Below are 21,170 nucleotides of genomic sequence, written 5' to 3' on the forward strand. Positions count from 1 at the left end.
CTGTCGATCAGGCTGTTGATCCACTGGGCCACCAACGAGATTTCGTCGGGCCGCTCGTTTTGGGCCGGCAACCGCTCGGTGAGATCGCCGCCGCCTTCGGCGATGGTTCGCAGCATTTGGCTGGTCTTCCTGAGTCTGCTTATCAGCGGTCTGCTGACGCGCGCACTGAACAGGACCGTACCCGCCATCGCGCTCGTGGCTACGGCTGCACACTGCGCGACCAGCCCCAGGTTCAGTTTGGAACAAGCCAGCAGCGGTAGCAGACTGCAGCAGAGCGACGTCACCAAGAAGTGCAGGTTGAGGCGGTATCTCAGGCTGCGATAGCGAAAGACTTCCTCCAGATCCGCTTCGCACATCATGCCCCAACGATCAGGCGATCCTGGCAGTGAAAAGGTGATGCCTCGTCCGACCACGGGCACATGACGGTAATCGGCATACCCTGGATAGTCGACGAAGAGGTTTTCACCGTGGCGGATGGTCTCGCGAATGCCGGGATGGAGCTGACCCGTGGCGGGATCGTTGAAGACGATCTCGAATTCGGTATGGTTGCGGATCCTGACGTCACCGAAGGCAGTGCGGACCCCACTCTTCAGATTTTCCCCCTTGGAAAAGGTCGAATCCTCGAACCGCGAACGCGACAAGGCGATACCCGGCCTCAAGTTAGGATCGAACCGCGATTCGACCATGAAGAGATAGTTGTCGCCTGAATCCTGATAGATATGCCCCGCTTCGCGCTGGATCAGATCACCGAGCACATCATTGGGAATACGCACGATCAATGCACCCTGCTGATCTCCACAGCGGGCCGGCTCGTAGAACATTAGGGTGACCGCATCGTGAAACTTCGAGGACGTCCGCCCTAACGCCTCCGTCACCGGATCCACATAAGGGCCATGGAGGAACCGCTGGGTCAGTCCGTTGCGCACCGCATCCTTGTGCAGATCGCAACTACCAATGCGGCTGGTCTTGGTGGAAATTATCACCTCGCCTTGGGCATCGATGAACGCTATCTCGCTCGCGTCCCGGATAACCTGTTGCTTGGCCGCCAGCAGGGCGGGTACCTCTTCCACAGACAGGTCTGTGATGGCCGCCTTCAAGGTCCGTAAATGTTCCCAGATGCTTTCCGCCCAGGTCTGCAGTAGATCGCGACGAGTGTTGGCGAAGCTGACGAATGTGGCCTCCAATTCAGATTGGCGATCCCGGTTCAAGCAAGCGGCCCACCTGCGCACAAGCTTGCTATTGGTACCCAGCCAGGGCAACCAGGCGCGCTCCTCGGGTGTCAGCGCCATGGGTTTGGAATATTGCGTGGAGCTATGCATACAGACACCTCCTCGAGTGGGACATCATCGCGAGATGCAGTGCAATCAAAAGGCCATCAATCGAAACCGCCTGTCTCCTGTTTGAATCCGCTCAGCCTGGATGTGTAGGATCCGCAAGGCGTCTTGGGTGCCAAAGTGGTGCGAATCGAGATTTCCACGGTGAAATGAGACCTACATCGATGCACAAAAAACCTCTTAAACCCTTGATATAGAGCCTTTCTAAGCCTGAACGGCCACTACTGGAGTCCTCCTCTCCGTGATGGATAAAAAGCTAAGTCGCCTGACCAAGATAGGTCTGGTCTTCTTCATCCTCGGCCTGCTGGGCGTGGCCTTCGCCCTTTACGGTCTCTACCAGGGGCCCCGCCCTGCCGACCCCGGCGCGATCCGCAGCCTGCTGTTCGCAGCGGGGCTGCAGTTGACCGGCTACGTGCTGCTCAATCGCAATCGCTTCCGCTTCATGTTCGGCCGGCGCAAGGACTGAGCATGGCCATCCAGTGGATCTGCCGCGCCGCCCCGGCGCTGACTACCGCCGAGCTCTACGCCGCCCTGGTCCTGCGCGCCCGGGTCTTCGTGGTGGAGCAGCAGTGCGTCTATCCCGATCCCGACGGCCTGGATCTGTCGGACGACGTCTGGCACCTGTTCGGTTGGCGCGACGACCAGTTGCACGCCTACCTGCGCCTGCTGGGCTCCGTACGCGATGAAGTGGTGATCGGCCGGGTGATCGTCGCCCCCGAGGGCCGCGGCAGCGGTCTGGGCCATCTATTGCTGGCGGAAGCCTTGCGCGTCTGCGCCGAGCGCTGGCCCGGACGTTCGTTGTTCCTCTCCGCCCAGGCTCATCTGCAGGCCTACTATGGCCGCTATGGCTTCACGCCCTGTTCAGGGGTGTACGACGAGGACGGCATCCCCCATGTCGACATGCATCGCGCGGCGGACTAACGGCGACGGCGCAGCGGATCGAGCAGCGGCTTGAGGCCGTTGTGGTCGATCTCCTGCATCAGCGCCAGCAGCCGGCCCAGTTCACCGGGCGGAAAGCCGCTGCGGGCGAACCAGTTGAGGTAGTGGCCCGGCAGGTCGACCAGCAGGCGGCCGGCGTACTTGCCATAGGGCATGGTCCAGGTCACCAGGGCTTCCAGGTCAGCGGGTTGCATCGCTTGTCTCCTCCAGACGGCCTGGCGATTATGCCATGCCGTCAGGGGTCAACCGTCGGCCGCGGGGAGCACCAGCTCTCCGCGACGATCCCAGCTACACCAGGTCTGCAGAGGATTTCCGCATGAGCAATGTTACCCGGCCCCTGGCCGCCGTCACCGGTGCCTCCAGTGGCATCGGCTTCGAACTGGCCAAGCAGCTGGCCCGCCATGGCCACGATCTGCTGCTGGTCTCCCGCGGTGATGGGCTGGACGCCGCCGAGCGCGAATTGCGTGCCCTGGGGGTCAAGGTCTGGAGCCATGCGGCCGATCTGCGCACCGCCGTAGGCGTGGAAGAGACCTATAGATTCCTGCGCCGCCAGGGCCGTCCGCTGGACGTCGTGGTGCTCAACGCCGGCGTCGGCCTGGGCGGCGCCTTCGTTGGCCAGACGCGGCTGGAAGACGAGATGGCACTGATCCAGCTCAATGTCATGTCCACCGTGCACCTGGCCAAGCTGGTGTTGCCGGACATGGTCGCCGCCGGTCGCGGCCGGGTGCTCTTCACCTCGTCCATCTCGGCTACCGCGCCGATTCCCTTCGAGGCCGTCTACGGCGCTTCCAAGGCCTTCATCAATTCCTTCGCCTTCGCCGTGCGCAACGAACTCAAGGACAGCGGCGTGACCCTCACGGTGCTCATGCCCGGCCAGACCGATACCAACTTCTTCCACCGCGCCGGCGAGGACGACACCAGTGTGGGTGCCGGGCCCAAGAACGATCCGGTCCAGGTGGCCGCCCAGGGCTACGCCGCCCTGATGCAGGGCCTCGACCATGTCTATGGCGGCGGCCCAGAGGTGCAGCACGAGGGCGAGGTGCTCAATCGGGTGGAAAGCGAAGCCCAGAAGGCCGAGCGTCATCGCGCCTGGTCGGAGCCGGGCTCGGCGGAAAAGGACTAGCGGCCCTCATGCCAGGCGCTGGCAGACGCCGCTGGTGACGTCAGGCGAGGCGTCACGGCCAAGGCCCCGCCTGACATCCAGATAGCCGCCTCTAGTTGACCGGCGTGGCCCCAGGTGTGCCGCACTTGGCGAACCTGCCCTGGCTGTCCTTGCATTGCGCCGCCTTGGTCTTGGCTGTGTCGCATTTGACGAACTTGCCGTGAGCGTCGCGGCAGGGCGCCGCCTGGACGCTGGCGGCGGCGAAGAGGGTCAGGGCTACCGCGGTGAGCAACGCTTTGAGCATGACGATCACCTTCAGGGCCGGGAGTGGCCCCTTGAAGCGTAGCGGAAGCCAGTGCAGTCGCCACCTGCCCGGCCAAAGCCGCGGCCAGGACCACTGTATGCCTAGATCCGGTCGCGACTGCGTCTCTTCAGAGGCCCTGCCTGCCAGGCAAGATAAGCCCTCGCGAATAACGGGAGACACGCCATGCGCACCCTTGGCCTGCTGGGCGGCATGAGCTGGGAAAGCTCGGCTCACTACTATCGCATCCTCAATGAAGAAGTCCGGCGCCGGCTGGGCGGCAGTCATTCGGCAGCCTGCCTGCTGCTGTCGGTGGATTTCGCCGAGATCGCCGCGCTGCAGCATGCCGGCGACTGGACGGCGCTTGGTCAGCGTCTACAAGGCCATGCGCGGCAACTGGCTGCCGGCGGCGCCGAGGCGCTGGTGCTCTGCACCAACACCATGCACTGCCTGGCAACGGAGATCGAGGCAGCCACGGCGCTGCCGTTGCTGCACATTGCCGACCCCACGGGTGCGGCGATCCGCGCCCGGGGCCTGCGGACTGTCGGCCTGCTGGGCACCGCCTTCACCATGGAACAGGCCTTCTATCGCGAGCGGCTGACGGCACACTTCGGTCTGGAGGTCCTGGTGCCCGAAGCGACCGCGCGCCAGACCGTGCATCACGTCATCTATGACGAGCTGGTACGTGGCGAGGTGCGCCCCGAGTCGCGGACAGCCTATCGCGCGATCATCGCCGAGCTGGTCGCCCAGGGGGCCGAAGGCATCGTGCTCGGTTGCACCGAGATAATGCTGCTGGTGGACCAGGGCGACAGCGCGGTGCCGCTGTTCGACACCACGCGACTGCACGCCCTGGCCGCCGTGGACTGGGCGCTGGACTAGCCCTGCAGCCGCTGCGCCACCTCGGCCAGCAGGGGGCGCGCATCGAGATCGGGTTGCTGGCACTCCGCGGCCAGGGCCGCCAACGCTGGATCGACCGGCTCGCTGCACCGCGTCAACCACTCTTCCAGCAGGATGCCGAAGGCACGACTCTCGAAGCGCTGCAGGCGCGCGGCTTGCGCAGCGTCCTCAGGGAGCAGCGAGGCGCCCCCGAAGTCGCCCAGCAGGCAGCGCGCGCCACCGTCCCAGAGGATGTTGTGGGCATAGAAGTCACCATGGACCAAGCCGTGGCCATGCAGGTGCGCCAGGGCGCTGGCCATGCCGCCGGCCATCTCACGTACGGCGGCGGCGGTAAAGCGGGTGTCTTCCGGATAGACGTCACGGCTGCACGTAGTGAAGCTGGGCGGTCCGGCCAGGTTGCCGAAGGCCGGCTCCACCAGTTCCAGCACCAGGCCGCTGCGCTGCTCGGGATGCTCGGCCAGATCGCCGAGGGCCCCGATCAGCCAGGGATGGGTGCCGGCGCTGAGGCTGGCGGCGCTTTCGCTTTCCGGGGTGCCATCGCTGGTCATGCTGCCCTTGAACAGCTTGACGGCGACCTCGCGCGGCCCCGTGGGCGACTGCCAGCGCGCCTGGTGGATGATGCCGGAGGCGCCCTCCCCCAGCCGCTCGCCCAGCGCCAGGTCGCTCCAGGCGATGCGTTGTTGCCACGCCGCCTGGGTGCGCACCGCGCGCTCGCGCTTGGCCCCCAGGGGATTGTCGCCATAGGCCAGCCAGGTCAGCCGGGGCAGCGCGAGAATGGCCGGGGGCAGCGTCGCGAAGCGATTCGCCGACAGCCGCAGCAGCTCCAGTTGGTGCAGGTCGGCCATGCTCGCCGGCAAAGCCTCCAGCCGGTTGCCGGCCAACATCAGTTTTTGCAGCGCCGGTCGTTCACCCAGGGCAGCGGGCACCTCGGCGATGCGGTTGTCGGTCAGGATCAGCCAGCGCAGGCGCGGTGGCAGGGCCGCAGCACTCACCCGCTCCAGCTGGCAGGCCTTGAAGCCGATCATCTCCAGGTTGGGTAACGTACCCAGCACCTCCGGCAACTCGGTGAAGGGATTGCCCGAGCAGAAGAGAATGCGCAGCCGGTGCAGTCGGCCCAGGTCGGCGGGCAGGCGGGTCAGCCGATTGCCCGACAGGTCGAGGATTTCCAGGCTGTCGGCCAGGCTATAGAGCTCTTCGGGGAATTCGGTCAGGTCGGCGCGCAGGGTCAGGCGCGTGGCCCCGGCCAGTTCGCCGGCACGCAGCCGGGCTAGGATATCCATCATGGCAAAGCGACTCTCACGGTCTGGAAAAACCGGCATTCGGCCGGTGATGGCGCGGACGTTAGCATGCCAGGCCGCTAGCTGCGGCCCTCGTGCGCCAGAATGCGCGCCACTGCCTCTTGCAGCGTGCCGGCGGTCACCAGGGGCGGCGCCAGAGGATTGGCCACCTGCTCGGGACGCCGCTGCAGCAGGGCACCCCTGAACCCGGCAGCCTGGGCGCCGGCGATGTCCCAGGCATGGACGGCGATCAGCCACAGGCCCTCGGTGGGTTGACCCAGGCTGGCGGCGGCCTGGCGATAGGTGGCCGTGACCGGCTTGCTGGCGCCGGCGTCCTCGGCCGAGAGGATGTCGGCGAAAGCATCGCTCAGGCCGGCGTATTCCAGCTGCGCCTGGGTGGCGGCGCGGGCGTTGTTGGAGAAGGCGATGCAGCGCACGCCCTGCGCCCGAGCAAAATCGAGGCCCGCGCGGACATCGGCATGGGCGGGCAGCCGTTTGAGCGCATCGGCGACACGTTGCTTGTCCGCTGCGGCCAGCGTACGGCCGAGCCGCGCCGCGATCATGTCCAGCGCCGCCTGGCCCTGGGCCTCGAAGGGCGCGTGCCGGCCGCAGAGCTCGGCGGTCATGGCGTTCTGCAGGGTCTGGGCGAACCACAGCGTGCGGCTCTGGGGGTCGCCGAACAGCTCGGTGAACAGGCCGTCAAGCGCGGACAGGTCCAGCACGGTCTCGTTGATGTCGAACAGGCAGGTCAGGGTCATGGTCGCTACTCGGCGGAGGTTGTGCGTTCGACCAGGACTCGCGATCGACGTGCAGCCGCGCTAAGGTTTGCAGGACGTGCAGACGCGAGAAACAGCTAAAGTCTTATGATTTGCAGCCGATACCCTCAGTCAGCCCGCCTCTTGTCAGCCGCTCGTCCGGCTCGACTGGCGCTCCGGTCTTCCAAGCTGTGCCTGGGTCTCCTGCCAGGCCTGTCGATTCTCTTGAGCTAGTCCGATGGCCGATCCCTTGAAGTACGAAGATGACCGCCTCAACGCCTTGCATGCCCTGGAGCTGCTCGACTCGGCGCCGGCGGAGGAATTCGACCGCCTCTGCGAACTGGTCGCCAGCAGCTTCAATGTGCCGACCGCCCTGATCAGCCTGGTGGATCGCGATCGCCAGTGGTTCAAGGCCCGCGTCGGCTTCGACCTGGCGCAGATGCCCATCGAGGACGCCTTCTGCGCCCACACCATCCAGGCCGCGGATGGCCGGATGGAGATCAACGATGCCCGCTGCGATACCCGCTTCAGCCACAATCCCCTGGTGGTCAAGGCGCCGCTGGTGCGCTTCTATGCCGGCTCGGCCCTGGTCACCGAGGGCGGCTATGCCATCGGCAGCCTCTGCATCCTCGACAACCAACCACGCGAGCTGACGGCGACGGAACGCAAGCGCCTGGACGATTTCGCCGCCCAGGTGATGAGACTCATCGTCCTGCGTCAGCACCTGCGCCGGCGCGATCCGGTCAGCGGTCTGCCCAATCGGCAGCAGTTCCAAGCCGATGTGGCCCAGTTGACCGAACTCCATCCCGGCGAGGCGCGCCTGCTGGTGCTGGTGGATCCGCTGGAAACCCACTGGAAGGAGCAGCTGGTCCTGGCCCAGGGCATGTGGCCCTTCGAGACCTTTCTGCGCAGCCTGGCCCTGCGCCTGTGCGACGCCCTGAGCGAGCGGGCCAAGGTCTATCACGTGGACACCAAGAGATTCGCCTTTCTGTTGCCCGCGAACTACGACTACCCGCCGCTGCTGGAAGCCCTGATCGCCCAGTTGCGGACCCCGGTCCAGGCCGACCGGATTCCCATCGATCCGCCGGTAAAGGCCGGCGTGGTGCCCTTCGAGCTCAAACCGGGCGAGGTGCGCGACCTGCTGCGCAAGGCCATGGTAGCCGTCAACCAGGCCGCCCTGAGCCCCTGCCACTGGGGACTCTACGAGCGCCCCCTGGACGAAGCCTTCCAGCGGATCTTCCAGCTGGTCCGGCAGCTTCCCGAGGCCCTCGAACGCGGCGACTTCAGCCTGGCCTTCCAGCCGCGCCTGGCACTGCCCGGGCGCCGGCTGTGCAGCGCCGAAGCCCTGCTGCGCTGGACGCACCCACAACTCGGGCCCATCGCGCCGGGCGACTTCATTCCGGCGATCGAAAAGACCGCGCTGATCCACAGCGTCACCCGGTGGGTGATCCGCACCGCCATCGGCCAACTGGCGCGCTGGGACAGCCGCTACCAGGGACGGCTGTCGCTCAACCTGTCACCGCGGGATTTCGACGAAGGCGATCTGGTCGAGTTGTTGCGCGAGACCTGCCAGCGCCAGGGCGTCGATCCACGACGGCTGGAGGTGGAGATCACCGAAGGCGAATGGCTGAGACGTAATCCGGAGGCCATCGCCCAGCTGCATGCCCTGCGCGAGCTGGGCCTGGAAATCGCCATCGACGACTTCGGCAGTGGCTACAGCAACTTCGCCTATCTCTACGAATTGCCGGTCACCAGCGTCAAGCTCGATCGCTCGCTGATCCACGACCTGCCCCAGGATCCACGCAAGCAGGAGGTGGTCCGGGCGCTGCTGGCACTGATCGGCAAGCTGGGCTATCGCAGCGTCGCCGAAGGGATAGAGACCCCCGAGGTGCTGGCCTTCCTGCAGGAAGCCGGCTGCGATGAGGTCCAGGGCTATCTGCTGGCCCGCCCCATGGCCCTGCCCGCCTTCGAGGCCTGGTACGCCGAACAGGCTTAAGCCGAACGGATGAGGTCATTTGACTGACAAATTCATTCCAGGCTCTACACTGGTTCAGGTCGTAGTTTCCCGGGAGTGAGGACATGAGGGAATCAGGTACCGAGTTGTTGGACGTGGTTGGCCTGGATACTGGCAATCTGAGCAGTCAAGGTTGCATCGACAAGGTGCTGCACGCGTTGCGCATCCACCTGGACATGGACGTGGCCTTTCTGGCCGAATTTCGCCAGCAGGACCGGGTCTTTCGCAATGTCGATGCCGTGCCCGATGCGCCGCTCAAGGCCGGCGACGCCCTGCCGCTCAGCCAGGGCTATTGTCAGCAGGTGGTCACCGGCCATCTGCCCGAACTCATCCCCGATACCCGCGCCGTCGGCCCGGCCCGCCTGATCCCGGAAACCCGCAGCGTCCCCATCGGCGCCCACGTCAGCGTGCCCGTCCGGCTCAGCGATGGCGAACTCTATGGCACCTTCTGCTGCTTCAAGTACCAACCTGATCCGACCCTGAGTCCCCGTGACCTGGAACTGGTGCGGACCTTCGCCGAACTGGTGGCCGATCGCCTCAGCCTGGACGTCTCCAGTCGCCGCGGCCAGGTCGAGATGCGTCAGCGCATTCAGGGCGCGGTGGCTGCGCACCAGCCCAGCATCGTCTACCAGCCGATCTATCATCTCGCCGATCTGCGCATCGCTGGCTGGGAGTCGCTGTCGCGTTTCCACTGCCCGCCACAGCGCAGCCCGGACCTGTGGTTTTCCGAAGCCAGCGCCATCGGTCTGGGCGACGAGCTCGAAGAATGCGCCATGCGCTTTGCCCTGCAGGGGCTGCAGAGTCTGCCCGACGACAGCTACCTGACCATGAACTGTTCACCGCAGACCATCCTGGCCGGCCGCCTGCCCGTGCTGCTGGCGGGCAATCCGCCGGGCCGGCTGGTGCTGGAGATCACCGAGCACGCCGAAGTCGACGACTACGACGCCCTCCACGCCCAGCTGCGACCGCTGCGGGCCCAGGGCGTGCGCCTGGCCATCGACGATGCCGGCGCCGGCTATTCGAGTCTGAGGCACATCCTTAGGCTGCGTCCGGACATGATCAAGCTGGACATGAGCCTGGTGCGCGACATCGATCGCGACGCCGAGCGGCGGGCGCTGGCGTCGGCGATCATCGCCTTCGCCCGCGAGACCCACAAGGAGGTGATCGCCGAGGGGGTGGAGACCCTCGCCGAGCTGGAAGCGCTCAGGGCGCTGCAGGTGGACAAGGTGCAGGGCAACCTGCTGAGCCGTCCGCTGCCGCGCGACGACGCCTTGCGCCTGCCCCGGCGGCGCGAGCTGGAAGGCCTGCAGGACAGCTGAACCGGCAAGGATCGGCGACCATTCAAGTCGCCGATCCTTTGGCCGATACGCCTAGGCGAATGATCGCTTCATCTGACGCCAGACCCGTTCTCGGCCGTTCTTTGTCCTGCAGGAGTTACCGGTGCGCTCCATCCTGGTCATCGAAGACAGCCCCATGGTCCTCAAGATCCTGGCGCACCTCTTTCGTCAGCAGCGCGACTTCGAGCCGGTGTTCTGCGCCACCCTCGCCGAAGCCGAGCTGATGCTGGAAACCTCGGCCAACCTGTTCTTTGCCGCCTTGGTGGATCTCAACCTGCCCGATGCGCCCAATGGCGAAAGCGTCGACCTGGTATTGCGCTATCGTCTGCCCTGCATCGTCCTCAGCGGTTCCTACGACGAGCGCCGGCGCGACGACCTGCTGACCAAGGGCGTGGTCGACTACGTGCTCAAGGAAAGTCAGTACTCCTACGAATTCGCCTTCCGCCTGCTGCGCCGGCTGGATAGCAATACCGCGGTGAAGATTCTGATCGCCGAGGACTCCGACGCCACCCGCAACTACATCCGCCACGTGCTGACGCCCCACCGCTACCAGTTGCTGGATGCCTGCGACGGCAACGAAGCCCTGCGCCTGCTGGAGGAGCAGCCGGACATCGACCTGCTGGTGGTGGACCACAGCATGCCCGGCCTGAGCGGTTTCGAACTGGTGCAGCTGCTGCGGCAGAAGCTGCGCCGCCACGACCTCAGCATCATCGGCCTGTCGGCCGACGAAAAGGGCTCGCTCAGCGCCAAGTTCATCAAGCAGGGCGCCGACGACTTCCTGCGCAAGCCCTTCTGCCCCGAGGAGCTCAACTGCCGGGTGGTCTCGACCCTGGAGCGGCGGGATCTCATGCGCGCCCTCACCCATGCCGCCCAGTACGACTCCCTCACCGGGCTGCGCAATCGGCGTGCCTTCCAGGATCAGGCCCAGGAGTGGTTTCGCCAGGCCGAGCGCGAGGGTCACACCCTGAGCGTGGCCATGCTCGACCTGGATCACTTCAAGCGCATCAACGACGAACACGGCCATGCCAGCGGCGACAGCGCCCTGGTGGTCTTCGCCCAGGCGCTGGCCCGCACCCTGCCCCAGGACCTGACCGGGCGCCTGGGCGGCGAGGAATTCGCCCTGGTCAGCCGCATGCCGCCAGAGCAGTTGCTGCAGGCGCTGGACCTGTTGCGACGTTACTGCCAGTCCCAGGCATATGCCCCGGGCGCGCCGCCGCTGTCGTTCAGCGCGGGGGTCTTCAGCGGCCTCGCCAACGATCTCGAAGGGTTCCTGCACGAAGCCGATCGCCGCCTCTATCAGGCCAAGCGTCAGGGCCGTGGCCGTACCTGCCTGGTGCTGGACGCCGAGTAGCGCGGATCCCGGGTTGGCGCCCTGCGCCACAAGACATATGATGTCAGACGATTGATCTGCTGCCGCAGGTCGATCCGCATAGCCTCGTCTGAACAATAACAATCAAGGACCTGCACCATGCATGACTCTTCCCCGGGGCTCGCCCGGCCGCTGTCGCGTCGTCGTCTGCTTCAGGGCGGCCTGGTCTGCAGCGCGGCCCTCGCGCTACCCACCCTCGCCCGCGCCGCCGAACCCCTGAGCCAACGCTATCCCGATCCGCTGATCGAGATCCTCGACGACCGCTTCCTGGAATTGCGCCTGTTCAACGCCAGCGTCGAGCGCCTGGCCACCGGTCTGCGCTGGGCCGAAGGGCCGGTCTGGATCGGCGACGGCAACTACCTGCTGATGAGCGACATCCCCAATAACCGCATCGTGCGCTGGGATGAAGTCAGCGGCCGGCTGGACACCTATCGCGCCCAGTCGAATTTCTCCAACGGCCTGACCCGCGACCGCCAGGGTCGACTGATCGCCTGCGAAGGCTCCACCACCCACGGTCTCGGTCGGCGGGTCACCCGCACCGAGCACGACGGGCGCCTCACGGTGCTGGCCGATAACTTCGAAGGCAAGCCGTTCAATTCGCCCAATGACGTGGTGGTCAAGCGCGACGGCTCCATCTGGTTCAGCGATCCGCCGTTCCAGGCCAACAGCGACTACGAGGGCCACAGGGTCAAGACCGAGCAGCCCGATGCGGTCTATCGCATCGACGGCGAAAGCCTGGCGGTGACGCGGGTCATTGGCGATCTTAACGGCCCCAATGGCCTGGCCTTCTCACCGGACGAGAAACTGCTCTATGTGGTCGAGGGCCGCGCCAAGCCCAATCGCCTGGTGTGGGCCTATACCGTCAAGGACGACGGTAGCCTGGGCGAACGCCGCAAGCATATCGAGGCGCTGGAGTATGGCGCCCTGGATGGCATCAAGTGCGACGTGGCGGGCAATCTCTGGTGCGGCTGGGGCAGCAGTGGCGCCCCAGCGGCCAAGCCCGAGGTGCTCGATGGCGTGCGGGTGTTCGATCCCAGCGGCAAGGCGCTGGGGCATATCCACCTGCCGGAGCGCTGCCCCAACCTGTGCTTTGGCGGACCTGAGGGTAATCGGCTGTTCATGGCCGGCTCCCACTCGCTGTATAGCCTCTACGTCAATATCCGCGGTGCCGGGCTCTAGCCGCTAGCGGGACTCGGGCGGCGACTGCTCGACCAGGGTGGTCAGGGAGTCGAGCACGCTGTCCAGGGCATAGGCCGCTTCGAAGCGCGCCAGATTCTGGGTGAGGTCGGCCAGGCTGGTGGTGATCCCCAGCCAGTTGCCCAGGCCGATCTGGCGCGCCGCTTCCGGCAGCGAGCAGCCGCTGTCGCGGCGTTCCAGCCAGGCCAGCACCAGTTCGGGCGGGGTATCGGCCTCGAGGCCCAGGGTGCGCAGCAGGCGCAGCGCCTTGGCCTGTTCGCGGGGCGGCAGCCGATGGCGGGCCGAGGGGGTGGGCTGGTCGACGACGAGCGTCAACCGGGAGCCGGGGATATCGGTCATCTGGACCTCTAGGGACTACACCAGAACCGTACGGCACGAGGCCGCTTCATCTCCCCATGGTAGGGCAATAGTCTGGCCAATTGCCATAGTTAACCCCGACCCTCATCGCCCGGAAAACGCCGTTCGGCCCCCTGCCCCGCTCAGCGGGCGGCGCGGCCCCGGCAGCGCTGCCAGCGCTCTTCCACTCGCTGGGCGAACCAGGCGGTGGTCAGGGTGCGGGTGATCTTGGGGCTTTCCAGGGTGATGCCCGGCAGCATGGCGCGCGGCAGGCTGCGTCCGGTCTTGCGCTCGGCCAGCGCATAGACCTTGGCATAGAGATCGGTCTTGGCGAAGTCTTCGGACTCCCCCGCCTCCAGGTCATGGCGGATGGCGATGTCGCTCATGCCCAGGGCCGGCGCCAGGCGATTCACCGCCCGCTCGGTCTCGCCCTGGGTGCGCGAGCCAGGCACCACCAGATCGCCGTCCAGCGCCAGCTTCATCCCGGTAGCCCGGCTCACCGCGCTCTGGAAGGCGGCATTGCGACTGGCGTACCAGCCGGCGTTGAAATCGGCGAAGCGATACAGCGGCGTGGAATAGTCCGCCGGATAGCCGAGCAGGTGCGCGGTGCCGAAATAGAGACCGCCCCGGCGGCTGAACACCTCGTGGCGGATGGACCCGTCGCGGTCATAGGGATAGCCGCGGGCATGGGCCTCGGCGAAGTCGATGCTGACCTGCATGGGGCCGCCGGTGCGTACCGGATTGAAGCGCCCGAACAGCTGGCCGCCCAGGGGCACCATGGCGATGAAGTCTTCGAAGATCAGACTCAGCTCGCGCTCGGTACGGGCACTGTCCAGGCGCTGGGCGTAGGTCTTGCCGGTCGGTGAGTCGAGGTTGAGCGCGGTGCGCACCAGCAGCTGGGGCACATAGGCCCGCGCCGCGCGTCTGTCGATCTCCTCCCGGGCGATGCGTCCCAGCCCCGGCACCGGCGGATCGACCTGGTAGGTGGACTCCTGCTCCGCCACGGCCAGCACGGCGCAGAGGTTATCCGTCGAGGGCTCGAGGCCCTGGGCGCTGAAAGCGGTCTGGATGTCACTGGCCCAGCCCTGCCGGTCCGCCAACTTGGCGGGTAGCAGGCGCAGGAGCTCAGCACGCACCTCGGCTGGCGAGCGGGTGGGCCCCTGGGAGGTGGGCGTCAGGCTGCAACCGGCCAGGACCAGCGCAGCGGCGAGGGCGGTCCAGCCGCGTAGTCGCGACAGCCTGGGCAAAACGGGAACGGACAGGGCGACAGCAGCGGACACGGCGACTCCAGAGGATTCCTTTGGCCGCTTTGACCACATCCCTGGGCAAACGGCTGCCCTGAACCATCAATAACTTCTAGCTATATCGATGTAACCTTTTCATTCAACCAGAGCAGGGTAGTCGCTGGGATTCCCCGACAAGTCCTACTAAAATTGTCGGACTTTAGTTCGAATATACCGGAACCCTAATGCAGCAGACTTCCACGCTCTCCTCTCCTCAGCTGCCCTGGGCGGCGCTCTGGGCCACCGGCCTGCTGGCCGTGGGCATGGTCTTTCTCAGCCAGGCCGTGGGTAGCCGCCAGGCGCTCCTGCTGCTGCTTGGCGGCGCCCTGGGCCTGACCCTCTATCACGCCGCCTTTGGCTTCACCTCGGCCTGGCGAGTGTTCATCCTCGACCGTCGCGGCGCCGGCCTGCGGGCGCAGATGGTGATGCTGGCCCTGGCGGTGCTGCTGTTCTTTCCCGTCCTCGGTGCCGGCAGCCTGTTCGGTGAGGCGGTCCGTGGCAACGTCTCGCCGCTGTCCACCTCGGTGGTGATCGGCGCCTTCCTGTTCGGCATCGGCATGCAACTGGGCGGTGGCTGCGCCTCCGGCACCCTGTTCACCGCCGGTGGCGGCAATGCGCGGATGCTGGTAACCCTGCTGTTCTTCGTCATCGGTTCGCTGATCGCTACCCAGCACCTGGGCTGGTGGTTCGCCCTGCCCAGCCTGCCACCCACCTCCCTGGTGACCCGCCTGGGCGTGCTACCCGGCATCCTGGTCAGCCTGGCGCTGTTCGCCCTGATCGCCGCGGCCACGGTGGTGCTGGAGCGCCGTCGCCATGGCAGCCTGGAAGTCACGGTACCCGGTGAACACCAGGGTGCGACGCGCCTACTACGCGGCAACTGGCCGCTGGTCTGGGGCGCCATCGCCCTGGCCGTGCTCAACTTCGTCACCCTGGCCCTGGCCGGCCGCCCCTGGGGCGTCACCTCGGCCTTCGCCCTCTGGGGTGCCAAGGGTGCCGGCCTGCTCGGGCTGGACGTCTCCGGCTGGGCCTTCTGGCAGCAACCGGCCAATGCCCGGGCCCTGGCGGAGCCCTTCTGGTTCGACGTCACCAGCGTGATGAACCTCGGCATCATGCTGGGCGCCCTGGCCGCGGCGGGCCTCGCCGGGCGCTTCGCCCCGAGCCTGCGCATCCCCGCGCGGTCGCTGGTGGCGGCGGTGCTCGGCGGCCTGCTGCTGGGCTACGGTGCACGGCTGGCCTATGGCTGCAACATCGGCGCCTACTTCAGCGGCATCGCCTCGGGCAGCCTGCATGGCTGGCTATGGCTGGTGGCGGCCTTTTTCGGCAACAGCCTGGGCGTGCGCCTGCGCCCCTTCTTCTTCCCTGGCGAGCGTCGGGTGGAGCGCCTGACCGGCTGCTAGACCGGTAAGACCTGGCGACCGGGCGGCAGCGCCCCCGGTCGCTCCGGCAGACTCACCACCCCATACTGGGGCGCGCCGTGGTAGGTCTTCAACGCCTGCATGACGAAGAGCAGGGCCGCGGTGCCCTGGTATTCGAACAGGCCCTGCAGCGGCCAGATGGTCATGAAGGCGAGAAACACCGCCAGGGTGAATTCCAGGTCACGGCTCAGTTTGCGCGCCACCAGGTAGTGGATCGCCAGGCCGATGGGAATGACCAGGATGGACAGGAAGCCGAAGCGGAACACGGTGCCGAAGATGCCGACGTCGGAGAGGAAGAAGTAGTCGCCGAAGATCGGCTTGAAGCCGTCGTTCCACATCAGGCTCAGGCTGCCGCTGGGCAGGCCGTTGTACAGCTGCAGGTGGTTGATGATCTGGGAAATGGTGTTTTCCCGGACGTTGTCGGTGGGGCCTTCCTGCACCGAGCGCGCATAGAAGTCCAGGTTGAAGCCGAGGGTTTCCAGCAGGTGCGGATAGAGGATCAGCGGCGCGATGATGATGGCGCCGAACAGTGCCGGCCCCACCAGGCGTGCACGCAGGGCGAGGATGGTGAACACCAGGCAGACCACGATCAGCTGGCGGGTCTGTAGCACCACCACGATGGTCGCCAGAAAGAACAGCGCCAGCAGGCCGTGACGCAGCTTGGGCCGCAACTGGCCGTCGATGAAGGAACGCCCACGACCGGCGAAGTAGATGCAAATGAAGTAGCCGAAGAAGATGGCGCCCGCGCCCGTGGACGCCCGTCCGGGGCGGCTGAGATCCTTCACCTCCTCGCGTAGATCGGGCAGCATCTTGAAGTAGGACAGCCAGCACAGCAGCGCCGAGAGCAGCCCCACCAGGATGATCAGATTCTCGAACTGGGTGGCGTTCAGCCGCTTGGCCAGGTAGAGCACCAGAAAGGCGCTGAAGCAGTAGAGCACGCGCCGCTCCTCGATGAGGCCATAGACCAGCGGCTGCCCCCAGAACAGCTGGGCGAACACCGCCGGCAGGCCGACGAACACCGCCGTGGAAAACAGGCAGAAGCCCATCAGCAGGCGATAGTCGCGCTGGGGCCGGTGCCAGGTGCTCAGGGTGAAGAGCGCGAAGAAGCCCAGGCAGATCGCCAGGTACATTTCGCCCACGTAGCGGATGCCCACCGGATTGGTCGGGCTCTGTTCGAAGACGCCGAACTGCAGGACCATCAGGCCACCCAGGGCCAGAAAACTCAGTCGATTGATCAGCGTACCCGGCATGCCCGGTTTCCTCGCAGCGTGTTCATGGATAAGGCATTCATTGCAGGCGCCAGTCACCCTCGACCTTGGCGTAGGTCAACTGGCGACCGTCCGCCAGACTCAGGCGGGCGCGGGTGTATTCGGGCAGGTCGACGCGGAAATCCCGGCCTTCCAGATAGAGTCCGCCACAGGCCCCCGGCTCGCCGTGGTAGTCCAGCGGCTGGCGCTGCAATTCATGGATGCTGCGGTGGAACAGCAGGTTGGCGTAGCCGCGCACCGACATGTCGGTGGAGATGAGGGTGCAATCCAATGCGACCTGGCCCTGCACCAGACCGACCAGCGCCTGGTTCTGCCGGTCGATGGCACTCCAACCGGCATAGCCGGCGAGATCCTGGCGATAGGTCTGGCCATTCTGCAGAGCGGCCGCCACCAGCAGCACCGCAAGCAGGGCGCGCCCCGGAGTCTTGAGGGCAACAAAGGCCAGCCCCAGCAGCAGCGCGGCCGGAAAGATGAACTTTAGGCGGTCGAAGGAAAACTGGGTGGCGTGCTGCAGCAGCAGCAGATTTTCCAGCAGCGGCACGCTGGCGGCCGCCAGCAGCAGGCCGGTGCTGCGTGGCCAGCTCAGGCTCCGGCGCTTCCAGACCAGCACCCCCAGGGCAATGGCCACGGCCGCCAGGAACAGGCCGAAGGACAGGCCATAGCCGGCAAGGAAGTCAGTCATATGAGCATTGTTCGGACTGCGGGCGAGAAAACGTCGGGCAAAGGCCTTGAGCGTCGGCAACAGGCCCGCCGCCAGGCTGTAGTGCAGCAGCACCAGCAGCCCGGCCAGCGCCGTGGCGAAGGCCAGGCGCCAGGCCAGGCGCTGGCCTTCCGGCAGCTGCCGGCGCTGCAGCCAGAACAGCGCGACCAGCCCACCGCCGAAGACATAGCCGGTCCATTCGGTCAGGGCGCCAAAGCACACCAGCCCGGCCAGCAGCCAGCCCAGCCGGCTGCGCTGGCGCGCCGGCGCCTGCAGGTAGTGGAAGAGCGTCAGCAGGCTGGCCAGCAGCAGCACCTGGTAGAAACTCTGCACCCAGTAGAGCAGGCCCTGGGACAACAGCGCCTCGCGGCTGAATATCGCGATCAGGCAGCTCAACACCGCGCCGGTGGCGGCCAGGGCGCGGGTGGCGCCGGTGGCGGCCAGGGCGCGGGTGGCGCCATGGCTGCGCAGCACCAGATAGAGCAGGCGAAACAACAGCAGCGCCGTCAGGGCGCCGAGGGCGGCGTTGAACAGCGCGAGACTGTGCAGCGAAGGCGAGAGGCCTGCGGCCTTGAGGCCGAGATAGGCCGCCAGGAAGCCGTAGCTGCTGAAGCTGGTGTAGACGTAGTCGCCGCTATGGGTAGGGATGGTCGCGCCCCAGGACACCTGCCGGTCGTGACTGCCGCCCAGGGTCACCGTGGGCAACCACCAGTGCCGGGCCACGCCGGATTCGTCCAGGGCATTGAGGCTGAGCAGGACGTGGTAGCTGGCTTCGAGATTCTGCGCCCCGGTGCCGTCACGGAAATCCGGCAGGCGCCACAGCAGGGCCAGCAGCAACAGCAGGCCGACCGCCAGACCGCCCAGCCAGAACGGCCACCGTCCCACCCCGACTCCGGGATGGGTAACGTCAGATACCACGCTCATTGTCCTGTCTCCTGACAGCCATGCAGTCGAGAACGCCGTCCAGGGCAGTGAAGAACCAGGCGTCCTCTTCCGCAGGCCTGGTACAACCGGTGCAAGACCGCCCACGCAGACCAAGGAGGCCGCGCGGGCGGGTAACCGGGCTTCAACCGCTGACTACATTCAAGAAGCCGTCAGGAACACGGCGTCGCAAGGGGCGACGCCGCTCAACACGAAGACTGGCTCGACGACCCCGCGTGGGGACGACGAACAGGGCCTGCCACGGTGCGTCGTCGGCAGGCATGACAGGTCGCAAAGAAGACTGCCTTAGCACCTTGACGCTGCCAAGCCGGCATCCGTCGCGTTCTGCACGGGGTGTCACATTTTTGGCTTTTGCTTTCGCTTAGAGTCGACGCAGCACTCCAGCCGACAAGGCGCGGATCCCCGATCCAGCGCCTGGCGTTTCCAGCTGTGCCCAGCCTGGTGTGAAGATCCTGACCCCGGTTCGCCGATCGCTGTCTTTCTGGACAGGCATCGGCCGCGACGGCTGTCCTCTTCCGTACCTGCCCAAGGCCCGCTCCTGCATGGACCAGTCGCATCAGTCTCCACCCGCCGCCGCCCAGGCCGCGGACATCGGTTTCGCCCGCTATTGCGCCGCCCTTTGGCGCCATCGCCGCAGCCTGCTGGCTTGCGTGGCCCTCTGCACCCTGCTCGGTGTGGCCTATACCCAACTCGCCGCGCCGCGTTACCAGGCGGTGGCGACCGTGCAGATCGAATACCAGCGCGGCATCGTGCGCCTGGACGAGTCCGACAATGGCCGCCCCCTGCCGCCGCCGGAAGCCATCACCGAGATGCAGCTGCTCACCTCGCGGCGGGTGGTCGGCGAGGTGGTGGACGTCGAGGGCCTGGACCTGAGCGTCACCCCGCGGCGCCTGCCGCTGCTGGGCGACTGGCTGGCTCGCCGCCACGAAAGGACCAGCGACGCGGTGGCCCCGCCGCGCTTCGGTCTCGCCCGGTTCGGCTGGGGCGGTGAGCAGTTGGCCATCGCCAGCCTGAACGTACCCGCTGCCCTCTATGGCCAGCCGCTGACCCTCACCGCCGAAGCCCCGGATCGCTTCCTGCTGAGCGATGCCCAGGGCAAACGCCTGCTGGAGGGCCGCCTGGGCCAGCCGGCCAGCGCCGGCGAGCTACAGCTGGACATCACCCAGCTGCACGCCTATCCGGGCACCGAATTCATCCTGGTCAAGCAGCGCCGTGGGGTCGCCATTCAGGCGCTGCAGGAGCGCCTCATGGTCAGCGAACGCGGCAAGCGCTCGGGGATCCTCTCGATCAAGCTGCAGGGTACTGATGCGCAGCAGGCGCAACGTATCCTGCGCGGCATCACCGAGGCCTATGTGCGCCAGGACGTGACCCGTAATGCCGACGAGTCGACCCAGCAACTGGCCTTCCTGCGCCAGGAGCTGCCACGGGTGAACCAGCGCCTGAGTGCCGGTCGCCAGGCCCTGGACGGCTACCAGCGGCAACGGGGCTCCATCGCCATCGGCGCGGAGGGGCGCAGCCTGCTGCGTCAGGCGGTGGAGCTCGACGGTCAGCTGTCGGCCCTGGAGATGGAGCGCCTCGGATTGGCGCTGCGCTTCACCACTACTCATCCGCTGTACCAGACCCTGCTGGCGCGCCGCCAGGTGTTGAATCGCGAGCGCCAGGTCCTGCAGCGGCGCCTGGGCCAGCTGCCGCAGACCCAGCAGGAGGTGCTGCGCCTGCAGCGCGAAGTGGAGGCGGCGGACAAGGTCTATGCACTGATCAGCAAGCGCATCCAAGAGTTGTCGGTGGTGCGGGCGGGCACGGTGAGCGACGTGCGCATCATCGACAGCGCCTACACCCAGATTGCGCCGGTCTACCCGAAGAAGCCCTTGCTGATCCTTAGCGCCCTGCTGTTCGGCTGCCTGGCCGGCGCCGCCTGGGTATACCTGCGCGCCAGCCTGGAGCGCGGTATCGAGGACGCCGAGGGCCTGGAGAATCTGGGCCTGCCGGTGCTGGCGCAACTGCCCCTGGCGCCAGGCCGCCAGCTCGGCGGACCGTTGCAGACGCCGCTCGACAGCGGCTACCAGGAAGCCCTGCGGATCCTGCGCACCAGCCTGGCCTTCGCTCGCACCGAGGCACGCAACGACCTGCTGCTGATCACCAGTGCCAGTCCCGCCGCCGGCAAATCGTCGGTGGCCGTGCAACTGGCCCGGGTGCTGGCCGAAGGTGGAACGCGAGTGCTGCTGGTGGATGCCGACCTGCGCCGTGGGCGCCTGCACCGCCGTCTGCAGCTGGCTCGCCGCCCGGGCCTCGCCGAGGTGCTGGCCGGCTTGGCGACCCCCGAGCAGGCGATTCAGCCCACGGCGATACCTGGCCTGGATTGCCTGGTGGGCGGCATCCGCCCGCCGAACCCGGCCGAGTTGCTGATGAGCGCACGCTGCACCGAGCTGCTGCGCGGCCTGCAGCAGGACTACGAGCTGATCATCCTCGACACCCCGCCGGTGCTGGCGGTGACCGACGCCGTGCTGCTGGCCGCCCAGGCCGGCACCTGCCTTCTGGTGTCACGCCACGGCTGCAACACTGCCAAGGAGATCGAGGCGACCCAGCGCCAGTTCGCCCACAGCGGTCTGGCGTTGCAGGGCGCGGTGCTCAATGCCGTCCCGCCACCGCCGTTCACGCGCGCAGCTCTGGGCGTGCTGACCGGCTGACCCACCCCCTGGCCAGG

Annotated in this window: 18 protein-coding genes and 1 pseudogene; 10 read left to right on the forward strand and 9 right to left on the reverse strand. The window is 66.6% G+C overall.

What is annotated here, in order from left to right:
• Nucleotides 1-8 precede the first annotated feature (8 nt).
• A pseudogene (locus BMZ43_RS27185) lies at nucleotides 9-1,319 on the reverse strand (methyl-accepting chemotaxis protein); the annotation flags it as partial.
• A 259-nt stretch (nucleotides 1,320-1,578) separates the two neighbouring features.
• On the opposite strand from BMZ43_RS27185, the gene BMZ43_RS04740 reads away from it, so the two are divergent.
• Both BMZ43_RS04740 and BMZ43_RS04745 read left to right on the forward strand, forming a co-directional pair.
• Nucleotides 1,579-1,800, forward strand: a complete 222-nt coding sequence (locus tag BMZ43_RS04740; protein ID WP_017642435.1) for a hypothetical protein — start codon at nucleotides 1,579-1,581, stop codon at nucleotides 1,798-1,800.
• Between the two features lie 2 nt (nucleotides 1,801-1,802).
• Entirely contained in the window at nucleotides 1,803-2,255 is a 453-nt protein-coding gene (locus BMZ43_RS04745) for a GNAT family N-acetyltransferase (protein ID WP_093250418.1), read from the forward strand.
• On the opposite strand, the gene BMZ43_RS04750 is transcribed toward BMZ43_RS04745, so the two are convergent.
• Nucleotides 2,252-2,467 carry a DUF3820 family protein gene (locus BMZ43_RS04750; protein ID WP_017642437.1) on the reverse strand — a complete coding sequence of 72 codons (216 nt, stop codon included), beginning with the start codon at nucleotides 2,465-2,467 and terminating at the stop codon, nucleotides 2,252-2,254. The genes BMZ43_RS04745 and BMZ43_RS04750 overlap by 4 nt on opposite strands.
• 122 nt (nucleotides 2,468-2,589) lie before the next feature.
• On the opposite strand from BMZ43_RS04750, the gene BMZ43_RS04755 reads away from it, so the two are divergent.
• Complete coding sequence (locus tag BMZ43_RS04755) at nucleotides 2,590-3,396, forward strand: SDR family NAD(P)-dependent oxidoreductase (protein WP_064307305.1); 807 nt, start codon at nucleotides 2,590-2,592, stop codon at nucleotides 3,394-3,396.
• Nucleotides 3,397-3,487: 91 nt separating this feature from the next.
• Here BMZ43_RS04755 and BMZ43_RS04760 read toward each other — a convergent pair whose 3' ends face one another.
• Nucleotides 3,488-3,679, reverse strand: a complete 192-nt coding sequence (locus BMZ43_RS04760; RefSeq protein WP_017642439.1) for a hypothetical protein — start codon at nucleotides 3,677-3,679, stop codon at nucleotides 3,488-3,490.
• Nucleotides 3,680-3,862: 183 nt separating this feature from the next.
• Between BMZ43_RS04760 and BMZ43_RS04765 the strand changes: the two genes are divergently transcribed.
• Nucleotides 3,863-4,555 (forward strand): aspartate/glutamate racemase family protein, encoded by a 693-nt coding sequence (locus tag BMZ43_RS04765; RefSeq protein WP_093250421.1) that lies wholly within the window; start codon nucleotides 3,863-3,865, stop codon nucleotides 4,553-4,555.
• Here BMZ43_RS04765 and BMZ43_RS04770 read toward each other — a convergent pair.
• Together BMZ43_RS04770 and BMZ43_RS04775 are read right to left on the reverse strand one after the other, a co-directional pair.
• Nucleotides 4,552-5,853, reverse strand: a complete 1,302-nt coding sequence (locus BMZ43_RS04770; RefSeq protein ID WP_256562880.1) for a leucine-rich repeat-containing protein kinase family protein — start codon at nucleotides 5,851-5,853, stop codon at nucleotides 4,552-4,554. The genes BMZ43_RS04765 and BMZ43_RS04770 overlap by 4 nt on opposite strands.
• Nucleotides 5,854-5,930: 77 nt before the next feature.
• Entirely contained in the window at nucleotides 5,931-6,608 is a 678-nt protein-coding gene (locus BMZ43_RS04775; protein ID WP_064307307.1) for a haloacid dehalogenase type II, read from the reverse strand.
• A 235-nt stretch (nucleotides 6,609-6,843) separates the two neighbouring features.
• On the opposite strand from BMZ43_RS04775, the gene BMZ43_RS04780 reads away from it, so the two are divergent.
• The 4 genes from BMZ43_RS04780 (at nucleotide 6,844) to BMZ43_RS04795 (ending at nucleotide 12,504) form a co-directional block, all read left to right on the forward strand.
• Nucleotides 6,844-8,601, forward strand: coding sequence for a putative bifunctional diguanylate cyclase/phosphodiesterase (locus tag BMZ43_RS04780; RefSeq protein WP_093250428.1), 1,758 nt, complete (start codon nucleotides 6,844-6,846; stop codon nucleotides 8,599-8,601).
• Nucleotides 8,602-8,684: 83 nt separating this feature from the next.
• Nucleotides 8,685-9,938 (forward strand): sensor domain-containing phosphodiesterase, encoded by a 1,254-nt coding sequence (locus tag BMZ43_RS04785; protein ID WP_093250431.1) that lies wholly within the window; start codon nucleotides 8,685-8,687, stop codon nucleotides 9,936-9,938.
• A gap of 121 nt (nucleotides 9,939-10,059) precedes the next feature.
• On the forward strand, nucleotides 10,060-11,307 hold the full coding sequence (locus BMZ43_RS04790) for a GGDEF domain-containing response regulator (RefSeq protein ID WP_093250436.1): 1,248 nt from the start codon (nucleotides 10,060-10,062) through the stop codon (nucleotides 11,305-11,307).
• A gap of 117 nt (nucleotides 11,308-11,424) precedes the next feature.
• The gene (locus tag BMZ43_RS04795) at nucleotides 11,425-12,504 is read left to right on the forward strand and encodes an SMP-30/gluconolactonase/LRE family protein (protein ID WP_017642446.1); all 1,080 of its coding nucleotides are present in this window, start codon (nucleotides 11,425-11,427) and stop codon (nucleotides 12,502-12,504) included.
• Between the two features lie 3 nt (nucleotides 12,505-12,507).
• On the opposite strand, the gene BMZ43_RS04800 is transcribed toward BMZ43_RS04795, so the two are convergent.
• Together BMZ43_RS04800 and BMZ43_RS04805 are read right to left on the reverse strand one after the other, a co-directional pair.
• On the reverse strand, nucleotides 12,508-12,861 hold the full coding sequence (locus tag BMZ43_RS04800; protein WP_093250441.1) for a hypothetical protein: 354 nt from the start codon (nucleotides 12,859-12,861) through the stop codon (nucleotides 12,508-12,510).
• 140 nt (nucleotides 12,862-13,001) lie between these two features.
• The gene (locus BMZ43_RS04805; RefSeq protein ID WP_143075234.1) at nucleotides 13,002-14,096 is read right to left on the reverse strand and encodes a DUF1615 domain-containing protein; all 1,095 of its coding nucleotides are present in this window, start codon (nucleotides 14,094-14,096) and stop codon (nucleotides 13,002-13,004) included.
• Nucleotides 14,097-14,326: 230 nt separating this feature from the next.
• On the opposite strand from BMZ43_RS04805, the gene BMZ43_RS04810 reads away from it, so the two are divergent.
• Nucleotides 14,327-15,538: a YeeE/YedE family protein gene (locus tag BMZ43_RS04810; protein WP_093250450.1), complete on the forward strand. Its 1,212-nt coding sequence runs from the start codon at nucleotides 14,327-14,329 to the stop codon at nucleotides 15,536-15,538.
• On the opposite strand, the gene BMZ43_RS04815 is transcribed toward BMZ43_RS04810, so the two are convergent.
• Both BMZ43_RS04815 and BMZ43_RS04820 read right to left on the reverse strand, forming a co-directional pair.
• On the reverse strand, nucleotides 15,535-16,806 hold the full coding sequence (locus BMZ43_RS04815; RefSeq protein ID WP_093250453.1) for a hypothetical protein: 1,272 nt from the start codon (nucleotides 16,804-16,806) through the stop codon (nucleotides 15,535-15,537). The two genes, BMZ43_RS04810 and BMZ43_RS04815, sit on opposite strands and share 4 nt — an antisense overlap.
• A 37-nt stretch (nucleotides 16,807-16,843) precedes the next feature.
• Nucleotides 16,844-18,448 carry a hypothetical protein gene (locus BMZ43_RS04820; protein WP_093250456.1) on the reverse strand — a complete coding sequence of 535 codons (1,605 nt, stop codon included), beginning with the start codon at nucleotides 18,446-18,448 and terminating at the stop codon, nucleotides 16,844-16,846.
• A 560-nt stretch (nucleotides 18,449-19,008) separates the two neighbouring features.
• Between BMZ43_RS04820 and BMZ43_RS04825 the strand changes: the two genes are divergently transcribed.
• Nucleotides 19,009-21,153 carry a polysaccharide biosynthesis tyrosine autokinase gene (locus BMZ43_RS04825; RefSeq protein ID WP_093250461.1) on the forward strand — a complete coding sequence of 715 codons (2,145 nt, stop codon included), beginning with the start codon at nucleotides 19,009-19,011 and terminating at the stop codon, nucleotides 21,151-21,153.
• Nucleotides 21,154-21,170: the final 17 nt, after the last annotated feature.

It is taken from the genome of Pseudomonas sp. Snoq117.2 (genome assembly GCF_900110545.1).
Taxonomy (GTDB): Bacteria; Pseudomonadota; Gammaproteobacteria; order Pseudomonadales; family Pseudomonadaceae; genus Chryseomonas; species Chryseomonas benzopyrenica.

Bases quoted from the DNA above. Each gene is read 5' to 3' on its own strand.
- BMZ43_RS04740 (WP_017642435.1), top strand. From the start codon at position 1,579: ATGGATAAAAAGCTAAGTCGCCTGACCAAGATAGGTCTGGTCTTCTTC.
- BMZ43_RS04745 (WP_093250418.1), top strand. From the start codon at position 1,803: ATGGCCATCCAGTGGATCTGCCGCGCCGCCCCGGCGCTGACTACCGCC.
- BMZ43_RS04750 (WP_017642437.1), bottom strand. From the start codon at position 2,467: ATGCAACCCGCTGACCTGGAAGCCCTGGTGACCTGGACCATGCCCTAT.
- BMZ43_RS04755 (WP_064307305.1), top strand. From the start codon at position 2,590: ATGAGCAATGTTACCCGGCCCCTGGCCGCCGTCACCGGTGCCTCCAGT.
- BMZ43_RS04760 (WP_017642439.1), bottom strand. From the start codon at position 3,679: ATGCTCAAAGCGTTGCTCACCGCGGTAGCCCTGACCCTCTTCGCCGCC.
- BMZ43_RS04765 (WP_093250421.1), top strand. From the start codon at position 3,863: ATGCGCACCCTTGGCCTGCTGGGCGGCATGAGCTGGGAAAGCTCGGCT.
- BMZ43_RS04770 (WP_256562880.1), bottom strand. From the start codon at position 5,853: ATGGATATCCTAGCCCGGCTGCGTGCCGGCGAACTGGCCGGGGCCACG.
- BMZ43_RS04775 (WP_064307307.1), bottom strand. From the start codon at position 6,608: ATGACCCTGACCTGCCTGTTCGACATCAACGAGACCGTGCTGGACCTG.
- BMZ43_RS04780 (WP_093250428.1), top strand. From the start codon at position 6,844: ATGGCCGATCCCTTGAAGTACGAAGATGACCGCCTCAACGCCTTGCAT.
- BMZ43_RS04785 (WP_093250431.1), top strand. From the start codon at position 8,685: ATGAGGGAATCAGGTACCGAGTTGTTGGACGTGGTTGGCCTGGATACT.
- BMZ43_RS04795 (WP_017642446.1), top strand. From the start codon at position 11,425: ATGCATGACTCTTCCCCGGGGCTCGCCCGGCCGCTGTCGCGTCGTCGT.
- BMZ43_RS04800 (WP_093250441.1), bottom strand. From the start codon at position 12,861: ATGACCGATATCCCCGGCTCCCGGTTGACGCTCGTCGTCGACCAGCCC.
- BMZ43_RS04810 (WP_093250450.1), top strand. From the start codon at position 14,327: ATGCAGCAGACTTCCACGCTCTCCTCTCCTCAGCTGCCCTGGGCGGCG.
- BMZ43_RS04815 (WP_093250453.1), bottom strand. From the start codon at position 16,806: ATGCCGGGTACGCTGATCAATCGACTGAGTTTTCTGGCCCTGGGTGGC.
- BMZ43_RS04820 (WP_093250456.1), bottom strand. From the start codon at position 18,448: ATGAGCGTGGTATCTGACGTTACCCATCCCGGAGTCGGGGTGGGACGG.
- BMZ43_RS04825 (WP_093250461.1), top strand. From the start codon at position 19,009: ATGGACCAGTCGCATCAGTCTCCACCCGCCGCCGCCCAGGCCGCGGAC.